General features: G+C 71.3%; 12 protein-coding genes and 1 pseudogene. All 13 read right to left on the bottom strand.

Going from position 1 to position 19717, the window contains the following annotated elements; all coding sequences use genetic code 11:
* Positions 1 to 96 precede the first annotated feature (96 nt).
* Positions 97 to 537: a hypothetical protein gene (locus tag E1288_RS04825; protein WP_132481383.1), complete on the bottom strand. Its 441-nt coding sequence runs from the start codon at positions 535 to 537 to the stop codon at positions 97 to 99.
* A 7-nt stretch (positions 538 to 544) separates the two neighbouring features.
* The gene (locus E1288_RS04820) at positions 545 to 949 is read right to left on the bottom strand and encodes a YbaB/EbfC family nucleoid-associated protein (protein ID WP_132481379.1); all 405 of its coding nucleotides are present in this window, start codon (positions 947 to 949) and stop codon (positions 545 to 547) included.
* A 49-nt stretch (positions 950 to 998) separates the two neighbouring features.
* Positions 999 to 4295 (bottom strand): right-handed parallel beta-helix repeat-containing protein, encoded by a 3297-nt coding sequence (locus E1288_RS04815; RefSeq protein WP_132481375.1) that lies wholly within the window; start codon positions 4293 to 4295, stop codon positions 999 to 1001.
* Between the two features lie 15 nt (positions 4296 to 4310).
* Positions 4311 to 6845 (bottom strand): hypothetical protein, encoded by a 2535-nt coding sequence (locus E1288_RS04810; protein ID WP_132481372.1) that lies wholly within the window; start codon positions 6843 to 6845, stop codon positions 4311 to 4313.
* Positions 6846 to 6850: 5 nt separating this feature from the next.
* Positions 6851 to 8188, bottom strand: a complete 1338-nt coding sequence (gene eccB, locus E1288_RS04805) for a type VII secretion protein EccB (RefSeq protein ID WP_132481368.1) — start codon at positions 8186 to 8188, stop codon at positions 6851 to 6853.
* 7 nt (positions 8189 to 8195) lie between these two features.
* Positions 8196 to 9611: a type VII secretion integral membrane protein EccD gene (eccD, locus tag E1288_RS04800; RefSeq protein ID WP_132481365.1), complete on the bottom strand. Its 1416-nt coding sequence runs from the start codon at positions 9609 to 9611 to the stop codon at positions 8196 to 8198.
* 37 nt (positions 9612 to 9648) lie between these two features.
* Positions 9649 to 13626 (bottom strand): type VII secretion protein EccCa, encoded by a 3978-nt coding sequence (gene eccCa / locus E1288_RS04795; protein ID WP_132481362.1) that lies wholly within the window; start codon positions 13624 to 13626, stop codon positions 9649 to 9651.
* Positions 13627 to 13663: 37 nt separating this feature from the next.
* Positions 13664 to 16450, bottom strand: coding sequence for a hypothetical protein (locus tag E1288_RS04790; protein WP_132481359.1), 2787 nt, complete (start codon positions 16448 to 16450; stop codon positions 13664 to 13666).
* Positions 16451 to 16537: 87 nt separating this feature from the next.
* Entirely contained in the window at positions 16538 to 17125 is a 588-nt protein-coding gene (locus E1288_RS04785; protein WP_132481356.1) for a hypothetical protein, read from the bottom strand.
* 99 nt (positions 17126 to 17224) lie between these two features.
* On the bottom strand, positions 17225 to 17515 hold the full coding sequence (locus tag E1288_RS04780; protein WP_132481353.1) for a WXG100 family type VII secretion target: 291 nt from the start codon (positions 17513 to 17515) through the stop codon (positions 17225 to 17227).
* Between the two features lie 33 nt (positions 17516 to 17548).
* Entirely contained in the window at positions 17549 to 17863 is a 315-nt protein-coding gene (locus tag E1288_RS04775; RefSeq protein ID WP_268951795.1) for a WXG100 family type VII secretion target, read from the bottom strand.
* 420 nt (positions 17864 to 18283) lie between these two features.
* A pseudogene (locus tag E1288_RS48580) lies at positions 18284 to 18678 on the bottom strand (aldehyde dehydrogenase family protein); the annotation flags it as partial.
* 192 nt (positions 18679 to 18870) lie between these two features.
* Positions 18871 to 19608 (bottom strand): helix-turn-helix transcriptional regulator, encoded by a 738-nt coding sequence (locus tag E1288_RS47870; RefSeq protein WP_207954173.1) that lies wholly within the window; start codon positions 19606 to 19608, stop codon positions 18871 to 18873.
* Positions 19609 to 19717 lie beyond the last annotated feature (109 nt).

Raw genomic sequence — 19717 nt, 5'->3', positions numbered from 1 at the left:
CGCCAACGCCGGTCACCCCCAGCGGGGCTGCGGGAGCCCGGCCGGGACAACAGCCCCAACCGGGCTCCCGCACAACTCATGACACCGATTCCTTCGCTACCGGCGACCGTGGTGGTTGCCGCCGCCGTTGTTCCCGCCGCCGGACGAGGTGTTCGGGCCGTCGGCGGACGGGCCGTCGACCTTCCCGAAGCCGTTCGGCGTCATGTTCTTCACGGAGTTGCCGACCGAATTCGCGATGTCCTCGGCGTCTTCGTGCGCCGCCCGGTAGATGGCCGCCATGAGGTCCACGGCGTTCGCGGTGCTCCAGGTGTTGGCCGGGATGTCCCGGGCGCCGTCCTCCCAGTCGCCGACGTCCTTGGACCACTTGGCGAAGAACTCGCGGCCGTTCTTGTCATCGCCGAACACCGCGGGGTCGGTCAGGTTGCCGACCAGGTCGTACATCCTCGCGAAGACCTGCTCCTGCCTGCGGGCCTGCGCCCTGAGCTGCTCGGCGGCCAGTTTCAACCCGGGCTGGTTCACCCACGACACGTCGCTCATCGACGGCTCACTTCCCCTCTTTCAGCGCGCGGAGGAAGACGCTGTCCTCGGGGTCGCTGGGGAAGAACCGGTCCACGTCGATCTTGCCGGGTTCCGCGCCGCGCATCGACATGCCCTCGGGCATCATCGGCTCCACCAAGCCGATCATCTCCTCCCGCGCCTGCTGCTGGGCCTTCCGGACGGTGTCGCGCACCGCGTTCGCGAGTTCGGCGGGAGCCATGTTCTTGTAGGCGTTGGTCGGGAACGCGATCGCGGTCACCTGGCCGTGGATGTCGACGGTCGCCGAGACGGCATTGCGCGGCGCGGTGGCCGTCGACGACTTCTCGGCCATCTTCTCCTGCAGGGACTGCAGGTTCTCCCGGTTCCGCCGATAGTCGGCGAGCACCTGTTCGAGTTTGTCTTGGAAGGACATGGGGATTCCTCATCGGGAATTGGTCGGATGCTGATGGACGAGCCGGCGGTCAACCCACGGAGACCAGCCCCTGGTCCGTCTGGGTTCCCCGCACCGCGGCCGGCGGTAGGTCCGCCACGGCGAGCGTGCGGGACGCGGCCGTCCGGGCCAGCCTGCGGGCGAGCTCGCGGGCAGGGTGGACGGTGTCGCGATCGGCGGTGCCGGCCAATCGCGCGGCCACCGCTTCGCGCACCTCGTCGGGAACCTCGTGGCCGCGCCTGAGGAGTTCGCGCACGACGAGCCCGGCCAGTTCGTCCACTGAGTACGGTTCGAGGTCCCATCCCTGCAGGAAGCAGTCCGCGAGCGGCCGCACCTGCTGGAACAGCGACACGAGCCGGTCGGGTTCGCCGAGCAGGACGACCGCGGGATCCCCCGCCCGGCGGCGCATCAGGGCGACCATCGCCTCCGCGACCTCCGTCGCGTGGTCGGGTTCCAGGTCGCCGTCGACGTCGATGACGAGGACACCGCCCTCGGCGTCCTCGAACGCGGTCCGCACCAGGCTTTCCGCCTGCCCCGGCCAATGGGGCAGCAGATCGCTGGCGGCCGATGTCCGGACCACGTGCCCGACCCGCACCAGCTGGAGCTCTGACAGCGCCTGTGCGTACAGGCGGGCGATCGCGGATCGGCCGCTGCCGCGCTTGCCGCCGATCACGACGTTCGCCGCGGCGCCGAGCGCCTGGTTGTTCCGCTTGGCGGTCATCAGGCGCACCAGGTTCGAGCCCGCCGCCTCCCGGACCGCCGCCTGGCCGATCAGCTCCTGCAACCGCTTCCAGCCGAGGCCGACCTGCACGGCCGTCGCGGGATCGAGCTCGTCGCGGGCGACCGCGGGTGCGCCGCCGGAGTTCGACCGGAGCTGGTCGATCTCGGCTTCGAGATCGGCCGCGGTGAGGCGGTTCATCTCCGATTCCTTCGACGGCGGTGCGATGGCCAGCCGGGACGCCTGGTTGTTCACCATCGCCTCGAACAGCTTGCGCGCCACGCGGCCGTTGCCGAAGGTCGAGTTCTTCGGCACCCGGTCGAAGTACTCGGTGAGCGCCTGCAGCCCGTCCTCGGTGAGCTCGTAGTAGTGCTTGCGGCACAGGTTGGTGGTGATCGTGACGAGCTCGTCGACGCTGTAGTTCGGGAACTCGATGGTGCGGGTGAACCGGGACGCGAGGCCGGGGTTGGAGTCGAGGAACTGCCCGATCTGCTCGGAGTAGCCCGCCACGATGACCACCAGCTCGTCGCGGTGGTCCTCCATGATCTTCATCAGCGCGTCGATGGCCTCCTGCCCGAAGTCCGGGCCGGAACCGCCGGTCTGGGCCGACAGCGTGTACGCCTCGTCGATGAACAGCACCCCGCCGATGGCCTTCATGACCACCTCGGTGGTCTTGATCGCCGTCGAACCGACGTACTGCCCGACGAGGTCCGCCCGCGCCACCTCGACCATGTGCCCCTTGCTCAGCACACCGAGTTCGGCGAGCACGGTGCCGTAGAGCCGGGCGACGGTGGTCTTGCCGGTGCCGGGCGGTCCGGCGAACACCAGGTGCCTGCTCATCGGCGGCATCGGCAGTCCCATCTCCTTGCGGAGCTGGGACATCTTGATGAGGTTGATCAGCGCGGTGACTTCCTGCTTGACCCCGGCGAGGCCGACCAGACCACCCAACTCCGCCAGCGGACCCGACAGCGCCTCGTCCGGCGCAGCCTCCTGCGGCGGGGCGGGTTCCGCCGCGCGCTCCCCGACCGCGGCGGCGACGGACGCGGGCCGCTCGTCCCGCGCCGCAGCCGGTTCCTCGATCGTGACCCGGTCCGCGCCGAAGCGGCGGATGTCGACGCCCCGGTTGTCCTGCGCGGTGCACCGGCTGAGCAGCACCGGCTCGGCGGTGTCCAGGCTGATGCCGTCCTCCGCGCTGCCCACCACCTCGCAGGCCGTCAGCGTGCCGCCGGCCCCGGCGGAGAAGTTCACGCCCGTGCGCTTCGCGGACCGCACCCGGCACCTGGTGAGCGCCGCCACCACCCCGGAGCGCAGGTCCACGCCGTGACCCTCGGCGCCGACGATCTCGCTGTCCTGCATGGAAAGCCGGGAATCCGACAGGCGCAGGCCACCACCGCGCATGAGCAGAGACGTCAAGGTGGCGTGCACGCCGTCGAACACGATCGCCGCCTCCGCCGTGGAGGCGATCCGCATGTCGGAAGACTCCACAGTGGATTCCCCGGACGCGTCCAGGGCCGGGTGCGCGGCCGAGTCGATCTCGGTGTCGGACAACCGGATCACGCTCTTGCCCACGACGACGAGGCCGGGCGCGGAGCTCCCCGCCGCGCGCAATCCGGTGAACACCGGCTTGGACTCCGCCGCCACGTGCACGCCGGTCTGGGTGATCCCGGTCAGCGCGGTCCGGTCGAACCGCGGCGAACTCCCCTCGTCCACGGCGATGCCGACCGGCGACTCACCGATCTCGCAGTCCGCGAACCGCGGCGCGGAAGCCCCGTTGACCTGGATCGCGTTGCGCCCGGCGCCGCGGAACACGCAGCCGGTGAACACCGGTTCGGAGGCCCCGGCGATGTGGGCGGATTGCACCGCCGCGCCGTGGAACTCCGAATCCGAGATGGACACCTCGCCCTGGCTCATGAGGTACAGGTCGACGTTCTCGCTGCCGGCCACGGTCAGCCTGGACAGCGACAGGCTGCCCTGCTGCTCGGCCACGACGGCCGGCTTCGCGGCGCCGGTGATCCCGCACTGCTCGGCCTGGACCGAGCCCGTGCCGTTGACGCAAATCCCGTTGCCCTGCGGTCGGGTGATCGCGCAGCGGCGCAGCACCACGGACCCGCGGTCGGTCGCGACCACCGCGGAGGACCCGGCATCGACGATCTCGGTGTCCTCGATCGTGCTGACCGAAGGCGAGGTCGTCACGACGGCCGCGCCCGCCCGGCTGGTCACCTTGCAGCCGCGCAACGCGACCGCTCCGGTGCCGCGCGCGTAGATCGTCGCCCACGACGCGCCGCCGACCTCGCAGTGGTCGAACGCCACCTCGCCGCGCACCACGTCGACCGCGGCGAGGTCGGTGTCCTCGCTGGTCAGGTCGAGTCCGTTGAGCTGCACGGCCTCCGCGCCCGCGACGAGCACGCTGCCCTGCTTCGCCACCACCTCGACGGTGCCCGCACCGGCCTCCGCGCTGAGCGTGACGAGCTTGCTGATGACGAGGTTCTCCTCGTAGCGGCCCGGCGCGATGGTGATCATCGCCCCTGGTAGCGCGCTGCCGAGCGCGGCGCCGATCGACGCGAACGCGCCGGGCTTGTCCCCGGCGACGGTGAGCAGCTGACGATTCATCGGTTCACCCATCCCTCACGCCAGACCGGGCAATGCGCCGAAGCGATCCGCCGCGGCGGCGGCGACCTGGACCTGCGATCCGCCGCCCGCCCACTGCTCCAGCTGCCTGCGCAGCGAGTTCAGCGCGAGCTCGTCGAGCGAGATCCGGTCCTGGTCCACCCGGCCATCGGCGTCGATCTCGGCCGCGGCCAATTCCCGCAGCAGGATCCGGCCCCGGGTGCCGTCCTGCTGGGGTTCGGCCAGCTCCAGCACCTTGAAACTGCTGCCGGGCACGAACAGCACTCGCTCGTTGACGCCGCCCTCCGTCTCCAGCAGCCGCGTGCGCCGACCGGTCATCGACCACACCAGGACGTCTACAGTGTCCTCGCTGCCCGCGGGCGGTTCGGTCAGCGCGTGCAGGAATCCCCATTCGGTGACCAGCTTGTGGCTGCGGTAGAGCTCCCACTGGCCGGGCGTGGGTGTCGCGGTGAACACCGCGGGGCCGCGATGCGTGGGCAGCCTGCTCAGCCCGGACACGACGCAGCGGGCGAGCGGAACGTGCGGGCCGACCTCCGCGGTGCGCAGCGCGTCGTCGACGGCTTTGCCGCGGGCGGTCAGGTAGAGCTGCACGGCGACCGCGTCGGTGAGCACGTCGGCCGAGGACCGCGTCAAGGCCCCTTGGAAGCCCGGGTGCTCGGAGAGGATGCGGGCGACGGAGTTCGACATCGTGCCGAACTCCGCGTTCAGCGTGCGCCGCAGCCACGCGCGTTCGTCCTCGATGCCGCGCTCGGGCAACGAGCCGGTCGCATCGGGCGTCGGCACGGGTTGCAGCCGTGCGACGGCCGGCAGCGGCTCTGCAACCTCTTCCGCGGCCTCGGGTTCTTCCGCCGGTTCGACGGGGACGGAGGTGTCGGCGGCCGGTTCCGGCTCGCCCGGCACCTCCGCAGGAGTGGGCGCGAAGGTCGGCAACGGCGCGTCGACCGGAGCAGGTGCCGCGGAAGCAGGCTCGCCGGGCGGAAGTGCAGGCGATGCTGGAAGTTCCACCGGTGCAAGCGAATCCGGCACTCCGGGCCCCGCGACGACGACCGGTTCGGCGGCCAGCCGGACGTCCTCCCGGCGCGACGGCGACTCCGCCGCGGGCGGCTGCACCGCCGGGCCCGCCACCGGGCGGATCACCGCCGTCATCTCCGCCGCCGCAGGCGCCGGCCCGGTCGGCACCGGCAGCTTCTCGGTCGCCGCCTCCACGTAGCGCTCGCTGGCCGGATTGGTGTCCGCGACACCGGACGCCGCCTGCGGGAGGGCCGGTTTGACCTGGGTCTCGGCGAGCAACGACCGAGCACCGATCACCTGGCTCAGGTGGCGCACCGAGTTGCTGAGCCGCTGCGCGAGTTCGCCCGCGAGGTACTCCATGCGGGACCGGTCGTCCTGGGACTCCGCGTCGAACATCAGGATGTGGGCGTCCGGGACCGCCGGGATCGACCGGATCGCGTCGAGACCGGCCGCCTCGGCGGGCGGGCGAACGAGCAGCCCGGCCTGGACCACCTCCACCACGGCGTCGACCGAAAGCCAGTAGACGCCGGGCGAAACCTCCCGGCCGCCGGGGAAGGGCGCGCGGTGGCTCAGCACGGCCGGCGCCCCGACCGGCTCGTCCGCCGCCGCACGCGGCCGGTAGGCCAGCTCGCGCGCGTAGGTATGCCAGCCGGGACTGCCGTCCGTGCGCACGGTGAAGATCTCGGGGGCGACGGCCGGCCCGACCGGCATGCCCGCGAAGAACACGACCTCCTGGCCGGCGGCGTCGGCGATGACCTGTCCCAGCACGCCTCGCGGCACCGACATCGGGCCGTACTGGACGAAGCGCACGCGGCGCCGCACGTTCTCCGGCAGCACCCGCCAGACCAGCGCGATGTCGTCCTGGCCGAGCGGCACCCCGCCGGGGCTGCCGAGGACCACGGTGAGGTACTCGGGCTGGCACGGCATGGTCTCGATCAGCCGGGCCCGGTTCGCCCGCACCTGCGGGTTGTCGCCGATGGGCCGGATCCACACGCCGCCGGGCAACTGCTCGGCGAGACCGCGCGCGCTGGTCGGGAAGTTCTCGGGGACGACGGCCCCGTCCCACGTGGGCCGGGGGAAGCGCTTCGCCTCCCACTTCGGCGGCCGACCGGGGCTGCACCGCACCCACCCGCTGCCCTGGCCGGAATGCACGAACAGCGAACCGCCCGCGCCCTGGACGACCAGGCCGTCGGGAACGAGCACGGTGCGCTTGAGCCGCTCCGCCAGCCAGTGCCCGGCCAGGGCGGTGGTCTCGCGCGACCGCGCGCCGATCACCAGGCGCACCCCGCGCCTGCTCCTGGGCAGCGCCCGCGCGACCGACTCCCACATCGAAATCGGTGAGCTGGCGGGCAGATCGACCACGACGAGGTCGTTCTCGGTGTCCGGAGCCACGGTCATCGCGAGGTTCCGCGCCGCCTTCGTCATGTTGCCCGCCGGGTAGACCACCAGGGCGTTCCCGATGGTGTGCCGGGCCAGGCCGGCGCCGCCGCCGGCCTGCCTGCCCAGGGTCGCGATCGCCATCGCCGTCATCCTCCCTGCTCGACGACCACGGCGGCGCGGCTGAGCACCGGTCCCGTCGGGATCGTGGACAGCACCTCGGTGCGCATCGGGATCGGCTGCACACCACCCAGGCCGAGCGCCTGGAGAGAGTCGTCGTCGGGGATCAGGAACCGCTTGCCGCGGTCGCTGATCAGATACCTGCTCGGCTCGTCCTGCCCGTTGGGCACGGGCAGCTCCGCCACCAGCGCACCGTGGCTCGGCGGCAGCAGAGCCCCCGCCACCGCGACCGGTGGCCACTTCTCCGCGCCGGGCACCGCGACCACCGACGTGGTGATCTCCGCGCCACGGCCGGTCCGCTCGAGGCACACCTGCCCCTCGGTCGCCGGCAACGGCCGCTTCCCGGCGAGGTCCGGCAGCCGGGTCAGCATCGAGTCGTCGGGCGCGAACGGCGCCGCCAGCACCGCCTGGGCGTCGATAGCCACCGGGGCCTTCCCCGACTTCGCCTCCAGCAGGGCGAACTCGGTGGCGGACAACGGCACCAAACCGCCGTTCACCAGCACGTAGTGCTGCTCGATCCCGTTGCCGGGCCGGTGGACGAACAGGTCGCCGATCCGATGTGGACTCCCGGCCACCTTCGGGCCCGGCCCGCCGGCCCCGGGGATGTCCGCCGCGGTCAGCGCCGGGCCTTCCGGGATCAGGCCGAGCCACAGGTCCGGCACGGTCAGCGGCAGCGTCGAGCCGAGACCGAGCACCACCAGAGAGTCCACATCGGACACCCGGTGCTTGACGCCTCGCCAGATCAGGAAGACCTTGCCGTCGGGCGTCCGCACCGGCGCGTAGAAGTCGTCGGGCACGGCACCGTTCGGCACGGCGGCGTCGAAGTTCACGCTCATGCCGGGGGCGGCGCTGGGGCAGAGCAGCCACTGGCCGGGCATCAGCTCGTTCGGCCTCGGCACGGTGTCCGGGGCTCCCGCGATGCCCACCTGGGGCCCGCGCGGCAGCTCGGCGAGCGAGCTGCGGGAGATCAGCGTGATCTTCGAGCCGGGGCCCTGCACCAGCATCGCCGATGCCTGGTTCGGCGTCGGCAGCAGCCTGCCGCCGAGGAAGACGTACCGGGAACCGGATTCCCGCTCGACCAGGATGGCGCCCTTCTGCTTCCACGCGGTGTTGCCGCCGGGCACGATCAGCCCGTAGACGCCGAACCCGATCACGATCAGCAGCGCGATCAGGGCGCCGGCGATCAGTCCCGTCCGGCCTCGCCGGGTCGGCAGTTCCGCGTTGCTCGGATCGCCGACCAGCAACGCGGTCGTCATCCGCTGCATCAGGAACTGGTAGGCGTGGACGTGATCCTTCTGCGTCTGCATCGACGGCTCACCCGGCCAATCCGCGCGCCCACGCGTAGACGCCGAGGATCTGCAGCAGCACCGGGATGGTGGCGGCGGCGACGATCGACTCCGTCCACTGCGCACGTTGTACCCAGACCGGCACGAGCCTCCTGGCCGGCGGCCGCAGCACCGCGAAGATCAGCGCGATCAGCGTGACCGCCAGCGCCGAGAGCGCAACGATGCGCCAGCCCAAGGACAGCGATGCGCCGTGGGTCAGGAAAAATTGGGCCCAGCCGAGAGCACCGGCCGTGACGAGCGCGATCCGCTGCCAGGCGCTCGGGAATCCGACGCAGCGCACCAGCGCGGACGTGGCGACCAGCAGCCCGAGCGTCGTCGGCGCCCAGCCCGGCGAGCCGAACAGCGCCGGGTAGCCGAAGGTGAAGACCATCGCCGCGGTGACCGTGAACACCGTCAGGTAGCGATCGGCGTTCTTGGTGCGTTCGACGACCAGCTCCGCGTCGAGCGGATCGATGTCGTCCTGGAGCTCCTCGGCCGTGCGCGGCAGCTGCGGGCCGCGCAGCCGCGCCATCCGGATCACCAGCCGCGGCACGCCGATCAGCAGGATCAGGGCGACCGTCGAGCAGACTCCCGCAGCGCTCGCCGACGCCATTTCCAGCCCGAGGTGGAGCTGCATGGTGAGGAACGCGGTGCATCCACCGGCCAGCAGCACTCCGACCGGCACCAGCGGAAGCACGGGCGACCAGAGCCGGGAGGCGCCGAGGAGGGCGGCCGACGCGACGGCCGCGGCCAGGCCGCCCACCGCGACCGAACCGGGGCGCAGTTCGAGCGCCGTCGTGACCCCGCCGGGAACGATGGCCCCGGCGAAGCCGATCAGCACCAGGCCCGGCACCGCGAGCACCAGCGCCAGCGCCTGATCCTCGGTCTTGCGCGAGATCGGAACGGCGGCGCCCGCCAGCAGCACGCCGAGCACCGACGACGTGATCGCGGATGCCGCGGTGGATTCGGCCACGACGGCCAGCGCGGCCATCAGGGCGATCGTCCCGACGCCCAGGGCCAGGAACGCCCAGCGGCTGAACTCGGGGCGCCAGCGGTCCCGCTGCCTGCCGACCGCCGTGGCCATCCCGTCGGCGACGTCGTCGAACGCCAGCTCCGGCAGCCGGTTGACCGCGGGCCGGAGGTAGAAAGTCTCGCCCTCCAGCCATTCCAGGCTTTCCGCCGTGCCCTCGGGGTCGAACGGCGGCTCGCCGAGCCGCTGCAGCACCCAGGAGCGCTCGCCGGTCACCTCGACGCCGGAGACGATGTGGTCGCTCGCGGCCGTCGTGTGCTCCAGCAGCACCGGGAGGAGTCCCGCCACCGGGACCGAGACGGGGACGGCGAGATCGGCCCGGCCCGCCGGGCCGAACACGGTGATGCGGCAGAGCTCCGTCTGCGCACTCGTCATAACGGTTTCCTCTTGCTGTTGCTGTTGTTCGTCTCGATCACCGCGACGCGCCACCGGGCTGCGACGCGACCGGCGCGGATGCGTGCGCCATCTGGACCAGGCGGACGCCCTTGCGGGTGACCAGCTGCGCTCGGCCGGCGACCAGCTTCCGCGGCACCGCCTCGCCGAGGAACTTGCCTTCCTCCTTGGGGTAGGAGAAGACGACACCGGGCGTCCCGAGCTCCCACATCCGCCGGATCACCGGGTCGCTGAGCGCCCGCATCGCGCCGGAGGTGCTGCGAGCGACGACCAGGTGGAGTCCGATGTGGACGCCCTGGGCCAGCATCGGCAGCAGCGCGTCCAGCGGCGACTGCCCCATTCCCAGCCCGAAGAGCTCGTAGTCGTCGACGACGAGGAAGAACTGCGGCCCCTCCCACCAGTCGCGCCGGCGCAGCCGGTCCAGGCCGATGTCCTCACCCGGCACCCGGCGGGACATCGAGATGGCGGCCTTCGCGGTGAGGTCCTTCAGCGTGTCGCCGGTGATGGCGTAGCCGACCCGGTATGCCTCGGGCACCACGGTGTCGAGCTGCCGGTTGGGGTCGCCGAGCAGGATCTTCGCCTGGTCCGGCCGGTAGCGCGACAGGATCGACTGCAGGACCGCGCGGAGCGTGTTGGTCTTGCCGGTCTCGCTGTCCCCGAACACCAGCATGTGCGGCGTCTGCTCGAAGTCGTGCCAGACCGGCTGCAGGCGTTGTTCGTCGAGGCCGATGCAGATCCGGACGTCGCGCTCCGGCCGGGGCAGTTCGCCGAGCGGCACGACGGCGGGCAGCATCCGCACGGGCGGCGCCGGGCGCCCCGGCCAGAAGGTCGCGGCCTCCTCCGCCAGCGCCTTCGTCGCGGACGCCAGGTCGTCCGTGGCGGAGCTGCCGTCCATCCGCGGCAGGGCGGCCAGGAAGTGCATCCCGCTGAGGGTGAGACCGCGGCCGGGTTGAGCGGGCACGGTCTGCGCCTTGCGCGAGCCGATCTCCGACTCCATCGGGTCGCCCAGCCGCAGCTCGAACTTGCTGCCGATGACGTCGCGCAGCGCCGGCCGGATCTCCGACCAGCGGGCGGCGCCCACCACCACGTGGATGCCGAAGGACAGGCCCCGCGCCGCCAGCTCGTTGATGCGCGCCTCGAGCTCGCCGAAGTCCTGGCGGATGGTGTACCAGCCGTCGACGATCAGGAAGACGTCGCCGGACGGATCGGTGATCTCCCCGGTGCGCCGCAGGTTCCGGTACGCCGCCATGGATTCCAGCCCGCGGGCGGCGAACACGGACTCGCGGTGCTCCATCAGCTGCAGCAGCTCCGCGATGGTGCGGACCACGCGGTCGTGCTCCATGCGGGTCGCGATGGAACCGACGTGCGGCAGCCCCGCGATCGACATGATGCCGCCGCCCCCGAAGTCGAGGCCGTAGAACTGCACCTCCCACGGCGTGTGGGTCATCGCCAGGGAGAGCACCAGGGTGCGCAGCAGCGTCGACTTCCCGGACTGCGGCGCGCCCACGACGGCGACGTGCCCGTCGGCGGCGGAGAGGTTCGCGACCAGCAGCTCCCGCACCTGCTCGTAGGGCCGGTCGATCAGGCCGATCGGGGCGCGCAGCCTGCCCTGCATGGCCGGATCCTCGACGTTCATGCCGCGGAACTGACCGGGCAGCACGCTGGGCAGCAGGGAGTCCAGGCTCGGCGACTCCGCCAGCGGCGGCAGCCACACCTGGCGCGCGGCGGGCCCGGCGCCCGCCAGCCTGCCGATGAACGCCTCGGCGAGGCTGATCGAGCTCGCCGCCGCGTCGGCCTCGACGACCTCCGCCACCTCGTCCACCGGGGTCAGCTGGCGGACCGGGCGCGCGTGCGTGACGAAGGGGACGACTTCCTGGACCGCCTTCTCGAATTCGCCGGCGGCCGCGTCCGCCTTCGGCAGCGGCGCCGGGCCGGACACGTAGGCGCCCTTGAACCGGACCAGGTTCGTCGTGTCGATCTTGAGGAAACCGTTGCCCGGCTCGGTGGGCAGCTCGTAGGCGTTCGCCACGCCGATGACGTTGCGCGACTCCATCGAGGAGAACGTGCGCAGCGCGATCCGGTACGACAGGTGGCCCTCGACGCGGTGGATGCGGCCCTCGTCGAGGCGCTGGGAGGCGAGCAGCAGGTGCACGCCGAGGCTGCGCCCCAGCCGGCCGACGGAGACGAACAGGTCCATGAACTCCGGCTTGCTCGCCAGCAGCTCGGAGAACTCGTCCACGACCAGGAACAGCGTCGGGAACGGCGCGAGCGCCTCCCCCGCGGCCCTGGCCTTCTCGTACTCGAACAGCGACGGGTAGCCGCTTTCCCGCAGGAGTTCCTGGCGGCGGATCATCTCGCCGTTGAGGGAGTCCTGCATGCGGTCGACCAGCGGCAGCTCGTCCGCCAGGTTGGTGATCACCGCGGAGGTGTGCGGCAGCCGGTCCATGCCGAGGAACGTCGCGCCGCCCTTGAAATCGACCAGGACGAAGTTCAGGATCTCCGACGAATGCGTCGCGGCCAGGCCCAGCACCAGGGTCCGCAGCAGTTCGCTCTTGCCGGAACCGGTGGCGCCGATGAGCATGCCGTGCGGGCCCATCCCGCCCTGCGCCGACTCCTTGAGGTCGAGCTCGACGACCTCGCCTTCCTCGGTGACGCCGATCGGCACCGACATGCGGGCCCGCTGGGCGTTGCGGGGACGCCACAGCTGCTGGACGTCGAAGGTGTTCACGTCGCGGATCCCGAGCAGGGTGGTCAGCTCGAAGTCGGATTCCAGCGGCCGCTCGACCAGTTCCACGGTGCCGCTGGTCCGCTTGGGGGCGAGCCGCCGGGCGAGCACCTCCGCCTCGACCAGGCTCAGCTCGTCGCGCGAGGCGACACCGGTTCCGTCCCCGGAGGGGAACTCGACCCCGTCCTCGGTCGCGGTCAGGCGGAGCACCTTGGCGCCGCCGGGCAGCATGCCGGTGATGTCCAGCAGGACCACGTTGCGCAGGCCCACGTCGAGCAGGCGGGAGGACTCGGGGATGGTCGCCAGGTGGGCGATGACCACGACGAACGGCTCGGCGTTGCTGGGCGCGGTGGCCTTGTCGTGCGGGCCGCGGTCGGTGACGTCCTTGCCGAGCAGGTCCATCAGTTCGTCGTGGTCGCACGCGAGCATCCGGACCGGCCCCGCGTCGTCCCGGGCCGAGTGGTGCGCGTTGTGCGGCAGCCACTTGACCCAGTCCCATTCGGACCGGCAGTCCTCGGCGGCGAGCACCGCGATGCGCAACTCGTCCGGGGCGTGGAAGGTCGCGAGCTGCGCGATCGCGGCGCGCGCCAGCCCCAGCGCGCCATCGATGTCGCCCGCGAACTCGACGCTGGTGAAGCTGCGCAGCCCGACCGCGACCGGGATGCCCGAGACCGTGCGGTAGGTCTCGCTGAACCGGCGCAGCGAGATCGCCGCGAGCGGTTCGAGGTCCTCGATCGGCTTGGTGGTCGGCGGGAGCAGTTCCAGCGCGGCCTGCTGGGTGCCGAGACCGATGCGCACGCGGCCGAAGTCGTCGTGGCCCGCCCGGCGCTCCCACAGCCGGGAGCCGCCCGCGACGTACCAGAGCCACCCCGGCTCGGGGTTGTTCCAGAGCACCGCGGCCCGCTGCTCGTCGGCGGTGGTGCGGGTGCGGGTCCGCAGCTGCCCGATGTAGCGGAGGTAGTCGCGGCGTTCGGCGGCCATCTTGCGCTTGCGCTCGCCGGCGGCCCTGCCGAGCTGGCCGAGCCCCATGCTGATCATGGCGATGCCCATGCCGCCGCCGATGACGTAGGTGAACGGGGAACTGCCGCCGGCGCCCGAGAACGCCAGCACCGTCACCAGCGAGCCGAGGCCCATCGGCAGGAACCCCAGCATCGATGCGAAGTCCCGGGTCGCGGGCTCGGCGAGCACCGGGGGCTCCTGCAGCTCGATCTGCCCCTGCGGCATCTCGGGCCCGCCGGCCCTGGGGGGACGTTTGACCGTCACGGTCGCCATCAGACGATCTCCATCCGGTGGAGCGCGAATTCGTTGATCATTCGAGGACTCCCGTGGGCCGGGAGGCGCCGGAACCGCCCCACGACGAATCGCTCGCGTTGAGCAGGTCGGCCGCGGACCGCTCCGCCGGCTCGGCGTCGGTCTCCTCGTCCTCTTCCTCTGGCTCGTCGTGCAGCGAAGCCAGGTACGCCTCGCGGTCCTCCGGCGGGAGCGAATACTCGTCGCCGCACGACGGCGGGGGTTCCCAGGAGTCGACGATCGTGGCCGCCTCACCCGGTTTCTTCCGCCGGTAGGTGGCGTGCGCGGTCGGCTCGGGTTCCGGGCCGACCGGTTCGGCCGCCTTCGGCGTGACGGCCGGGAAGTCGTCGCCCCAGCCGGACTGGCCGGAACTCACCACGGCCGGTGGCAGCGGCGCGCCGGGCAGCACGAGGTCTTTCGCGCCGGTGTCCCACGCCTTGGTGTCCCGGACGGCTTCCGCCGCCCGGACGACCACCACCGAGTCGATGCCGGGCACCGGAAACGCTCGATCCGAGTCCTGGTCCGCTTCGCGAGCCGGGGTCGGCTCGAGCGGCCGGGTTCGCGGCGCGGTCGACGAAGCGGCCGTGGGTGCGGCGGGTGTCATCGCGCCGGCTGCGGTCGCTGCGCCGGCGACGAGTGCCGCGGCGGGCGTCGGCGCACTCGCGTCCGGCGAAACGACATCGGCACGCGCAGCCCATCCTTCGGGCGCGGCAGCCGGGGGCAGGCTGATCTCCCAGGGTTCGTCCTCGCCCGGCTCGGTGCCGGACGTGACCGCCCAGCCCGCAGGCGGTGCCGCCGGGACGGCGCTCACCTCCGCCTCGCCGGGGACCGCGGTGACCCGCTCACCGGCGTCCTCCCCGGCCTCGGAGTCCACATCGGACACAGGTGGCCCCGCCTGGGTCGAAAGCATTGGCACGACGGGTTCTTCCTCCGCATCAGCGGGTACGGGGTCGGCGGCGTTCGCCCAGGACTCCGGCTTCGACGACGGCGCGTAGTCGGCGCCGATCTCGCCGCTGTCGTCCGCGCCGGAAAGCCACGGCTCGGTCTCCCCACCGAGCAGCCCCGCCGAGTCCGGGCGGTCGGCCGCCGAGGGCTGACCAGCGCCACCGGCACCCGGCGGCATCATCGGCGGCGGGAAACCCGCACCGGGCGCCTGAATCCCCGGCGCGTTCGCCGGTGGTGCCGCCCATTCCTCCGGCTTCGCCGCAGCAGAAGGCACCTCGCTGGGCCCGCCCACGGACGGCGGCGTCGCGCCCTCCCACGGCGCGGTTTCCCCGCCGAGCAGGCCCGCCGAGTCCGGACGGTCGGCCGCCGCGGGCTGACCGCCACCGGCACCCGGCGGCACCGCCGGCGGCGGCACGCCGGGTCCGCTCTGGCCCGTCCCGGAAGCGCTCCTCGGCGCCTGCCATTCGGCACCGTGCGGCACCGGCGGCTTCACCACGTTGCCGCGCGGGTTTCCGGCACCCGCCTCGGCGCCGGGAGGAGCGGACACGTTCAGCGGCGCGGGCGGCTTCAGCCCCGCCCCGGGACCACTGCCGCCACCCGACTTGACGGGCGAGGGCACGTTCACGGGTTTGGGCACGTTGGCGCCGCCACCCGATTTGCCACCGGTTCCGGGCGGCGCGGGCACGTTGACGGACGGCGGCTTGGGAACGTTGGCACCGCCGGTTCCGGGAGGCGCGTTCACGGACGGCGGCTTCGGGACGTTGGCGCCACCGGTGCCCGGGGGCGCGTTCACCGACGGCGGCTTCGGACCGTTGGCACCACCGGTACCCGGCGGCGCGGGCACGTTGACGGACGGCGGTTTCGGAGCGTTGGCACCGCCGGTTCCGGGCGGCGCGTTCACCGACGGCGGCTTCGGAACGTTCGCACCACCAGTGCCGGGCGGCGCGTCGACGGATGGCGGCTTCGCCGCGAAGTTGCCCGCGCCGGTGCTCGGGGGTTTGGGCGCGTTCAACGACGGCGGGGACTTGGGGCCGCCTCCGCCGGTGGGGCCGCCCGTGGGGGGAGGCGCGTCGATGGACGGCGGTTTCTTCGCCGCGTCGCCGCCGCCCGGGGGCGGGTTCGTCAGGTTCGGCGGGGGTTTGGGGCCGCCGGAGTTGTCGTCGCCGAGCTTCGGGTCCTTCTTGAAGTCGAAGTCGGCCGGGTTCGGCGGCGTGACCTTGTCGGTGTTGAGGACGTACTGGCCCGCGAGGATCCGGACGACCTTCTTCATGTCGTCGCCCATTTGCGTCACGAGTTCGGGGTAGTCCGAGATCCGCGCGAGACCGTTGCCCATCTGGGTGCCGTTGGTGGCGACCCAGCTCGCGTAGTAGCCGTCGATCCAGTTGATCGTGTCCTTGGCCCACTGCAGGTAGTTCCCGCTCGTCCACAGTTGACTCGGCACGTTGTTCGTGCCGACGGACTCACCGCCGTTGATCTGCTCGGCCTTGGACTTCAGCTTCGCCGCGAACAGCAGCGTCATCGAGCGGAACGCATCGGCGGCTCCGCTCTTCCACGCACCGTTCTCCCCCGCGAGCGCCTCGCTCTGCATCTTGATGTTGTCGGCGAGGTAGTCCAGCCCCGCGCGGGCGCGGTTGATGACGACGGAGGCGTAGCGGAGCGAGTCGGGGTCCGAGAACGGCGTGCTGTGCGGGATGCCGTCCGAGGGCACGGCGGCGTAGCCGACGATGGCCGCCTTGATCTGCTTCCAGTCCCAGGACTCGAAATCCCGGTTGTCGGACAGGTTCGCGCCGGGGTCCGCGAGCACCCCGCCCTTCGGGCCGAGCTTGAACCCGTCCTTGTTGTACTTGTCGTCGTCAGCCATCGCCATCCATACCGTGACTCGGGCAGGGCACCACAACGGCCCGCTATGTCTTGCCCGTCTCCGCCGATCCCGCGTCGCCGGGGCGCATCAACCGGTGGCGCCGAGCGTGAGACCGTCGACCTTCGACTTCACGCCGCTCACCATCTGCTTGAACTCCTGGGCGTCGAACTCGCTCAGCTCATGGGCGTTCTTGTACTTCTTCGCGATCTCGCGGCACCTCGCGACGACCTCCTTGATGATCGTCTGCGCCTCGGTGTAGACCGTGCGGATCGAGGCGAGCAGGGAGGCGCCGCCCTCCTGGCTGCCGCCGCCGAACACCTTCGCCTTGAGGTTGTTGCCGGCACCGAAGTTGCCCGGGCCGAAACCCTTGGCCTCCAGGTCGTCCAGCTCCCTGAGCACGGTCGTGATGACCGGGAGCAGCGCCTCGATGTTGTTCGCGTAGATCTTGATCGCCTCGACGTCGATGACGTTGACGTCCTTGCCGGGGTGCTCGTTGCCGCCCGGCACCTTCGGCGGGGCCGGGAACGGCGGGTACGCGCCCTTGTTGACATCCCACGGGTCGCCGCCGTCGGCGTTGCCGGTGTCCGGCGTCCAGTTGCCGTCCGGCTTCGGCGGCTTGTTGCTGTTGTCGGTCGGCGAGACGTCCTCGTCGTCGTCGGTGCCGATTATGCTCATTACTCATGCCTCATTCGGTATTTCCCGGGGCCGGCCGGGCGGATTCGCCCGGCCGGCCGGACGGGCGTGCCACCTGGTCGGCGACTCGCGACCGCACCATCACCACATGCCCGTGACGCTGTCGTCCGCGGCGTTGAGCCGGCGGGTGATGTCGGCGAGCTTCTCGGCGGCGTGGCTGAGGGACACCGGCATGGTGTCCGCGGCTGCGTTCCAGCGGTCCCTGGCCCGCGCGTACGCCGTCTTCGCGTCCGCCGTCCAGTTGTTGAGGTACTCGGTCACCTCAGCGTCCAGGGCGCCGAGTTCCGTCTTGATGGCGTCCCCGGCGCCCTGCATGACGTCGGTGACGCCGTTGTTGTCGACTGCGCTGTACGTGTAGGTGGGCTGTCCCATTTCGTGATCCCTTCGAACATGTCGATCGACCGGTCAGAGCCCGGTGAGGCCGGCGGAGGACTGGCTGCGGATGAAAGTGGCGGCATCGTCGGCCACGTTGGTGGCGTCGCGGTGGCCGCGCTCGTAGTCGTCGGCGCTGTCACGCATCTTGCGGGCCATGCCTACGAGCTCGTTGATGACCGTGTCGGCGTTCTGGTACCACTCGGTCATCGCGCCGCGGTAGGAATCGGCGGCGGTGCCGGTGAACGAGCTGAGCCGCCCGACGGCCTCCTCGACCTCGGCCTTCTGCGCCCTCGCGCGCTCCGCGGACACATCCATCCGGTCCGCCGCCTCGCGCATGCGAACCACGTCGACTGAATTCGTACCCTGGCCAATTCCCACTTCGAGTTCTCCCTGATCAAATTGCGACGGAATCCGGTCAACGCCGACGATGAAAGGACGAGCAGTCCGATGAAGCCGTCCGAAGCAGACGGATCGGATGACCACGATTTCCCGGTAATGGGTGATTCACCTGATCGGACGATATCGATGACGGCGTCGATCATGCAATGAGGAATTCCCAATAGTGCTACCGATAGCACTTAAGTGCATCGACGAAGGCCGACGGCCGCTCACGACAGGCACCCGGACCCGCGCGATGGCACCGCACCGCCCACCACAGCCGTCACAGGGTGATGGTCTTGTGCTCGATGTACTGGGCCCGCCCGACCGCTCCGTACCCGCGCGGCGCGAGGATCCGGGTGTCCGCGATGCACGATTCACCGTTGAGATGACAGCGGCCACGACGCCGATGGGCTCGCGACGCACCAGGCTGCGCACGGCCGAGCCGGGGTCGGATGGCTCCAGCAATTCCTCCCAGCCGAACTCCTCGGCCGCCTTCAGGTAGGCGTTGGCCTGCCGGGTGAGTCCGGACTGACCGGCCAGCGTGAACCACGGGCCGATCCGTTCTTCGCGGCGATGAGGGTGGCGATCTTCTCGGTGTTGGCCTCGCGGAGCGTGTTGAACCGCCGGATGACGGCGATGCGCTCCGCCGGCGCCGTGCCGGGCCAGGTGCCCTCGTCGAAGGCGGCACGGGCGGCGAGCACGGCGCGGTCCACGTCGGCGGAGGCCTGGGCGGCGCGGCCGATGACCGCCTGGTCGTGCGGGGACCGGATGTCGAGCAGTTCCGGGCTGCTCGGCTCGGCTCACGAGCCCGCGATGAAGAGCCAGTCGTAGGTGATCACTTTGATTTCTCCTCGGAAAGGAAGGAATGAGACGATTCGAAGTCACTCGTATCCCTGGCAACCAGGTTCCCGAGGACCTTCCGCGGTCGACGCGTGCGCGCATACAAAACGAATACGAAACGTTGACGGTGCTTAGATCACTCCGGCCCGCAATGCGTAGGAAACGGCGTGCGTGCGATTGCGGAGACCGAGGCGTCGCGTCAGATCCTGGACGATCTTCTTGATCGTGCGCTCGGAAAGCCTGAGCTGGACGGCGACGTAGCCGGTGTCGTGCCCGTCGGCGAACATCCGGAGCACCTCCACCTCCCGGTCCGTCAGCCCGGCCTCGGCGTGCACCTGAGGCACTCGCCGCGCGGCCTGGTGGAACTCCCTGGCCTCCTCCAGCAGCCGGCGGACCACCCGCTTGGGCATGACCGCCTCGCCCTTGCCGCTGGCGACCACGGCCCGCACGATCAGGTGGGGCGCGATCGACGCGCGCGGCAGGATGCTCACCACGCCGCAGCCCACGACCCTGGAGAGCTGCGATTCCCGCATCGGGTCGGAGATCAGCACCATGCGCTGCCGCGAGTTCTCCGCCTGCGCCGCGACCTTCTCCATCTGCAGCAGGAGCGCGTCGTCGACCCTGGTGGCCACCACCACCACGACGTCCGCCTCCGCATGCCTCTTCAACGGCAGCACCCGGACTTCGGGTGACTCGCTCAGGGCGCGCAGGAAGCGCACCCCATCGCTGAGATCATCGGCGAAGACCGACACGGCGATCCCGTCATCGGCGTGCCCGCCGAGGGGTTCGGCGGCGCCGCGTCCCTCCCTCGGCAGCAGACCGACCACCAAGTCCGGATTTCCCAGCGCAGTCCGCGCGTCGACGCCCACTGTCGCCCTTTCTCTGCGGTAGTTCGGACCCAAGTCGATCAGCCGGATGTCTACATCTCGCCGACAGCACGGGGACGACGCCGTTCGGCACCGCGAAGTTCGCAGCCAC

The organism is Saccharopolyspora elongata (assembly GCF_004348985.1).
Taxonomy (GTDB): Bacteria; Actinomycetota; Actinomycetes; order Mycobacteriales; family Pseudonocardiaceae; genus Saccharopolyspora; species Saccharopolyspora elongata.
Note: the sequence above shows the minus strand (reverse complement) of the source record. Positions and strands in the feature narration are given on the sequence as shown.

What these genes read in the sequence shown, in the direction of transcription:
- E1288_RS04825 (WP_132481383.1), bottom strand. Translation starts at nt 537, where the DNA reads ATGAGCGACGTGTCGTGGGTGAACCAGCCCGGGTTGAAACTGGCCGCC.
- E1288_RS04820 (WP_132481379.1), bottom strand. Translation starts at nt 949, where the DNA reads ATGTCCTTCCAAGACAAACTCGAACAGGTGCTCGCCGACTATCGGCGG.
- E1288_RS04815 (WP_132481375.1), bottom strand. Translation starts at nt 4,295, where the DNA reads ATGAATCGTCAGCTGCTCACCGTCGCCGGGGACAAGCCCGGCGCGTTC.
- E1288_RS04810 (WP_132481372.1), bottom strand. Translation starts at nt 6,845, where the DNA reads ATGGCGATCGCGACCCTGGGCAGGCAGGCCGGCGGCGGCGCCGGCCTG.
- eccB (WP_132481368.1), bottom strand. Translation starts at nt 8,188, where the DNA reads ATGCAGACGCAGAAGGATCACGTCCACGCCTACCAGTTCCTGATGCAG.
- eccD (WP_132481365.1), bottom strand. Translation starts at nt 9,611, where the DNA reads ATGACGAGTGCGCAGACGGAGCTCTGCCGCATCACCGTGTTCGGCCCG.
- eccCa (WP_132481362.1), bottom strand. Translation starts at nt 13,626, where the DNA reads ATGGCGACCGTGACGGTCAAACGTCCCCCCAGGGCCGGCGGGCCCGAG.
- E1288_RS04790 (WP_132481359.1), bottom strand. Translation starts at nt 16,450, where the DNA reads ATGGCTGACGACGACAAGTACAACAAGGACGGGTTCAAGCTCGGCCCG.
- E1288_RS04785 (WP_132481356.1), bottom strand. Translation starts at nt 17,125, where the DNA reads ATGAGCATAATCGGCACCGACGACGACGAGGACGTCTCGCCGACCGAC.
- E1288_RS04780 (WP_132481353.1), bottom strand. Translation starts at nt 17,515, where the DNA reads ATGGGACAGCCCACCTACACGTACAGCGCAGTCGACAACAACGGCGTC.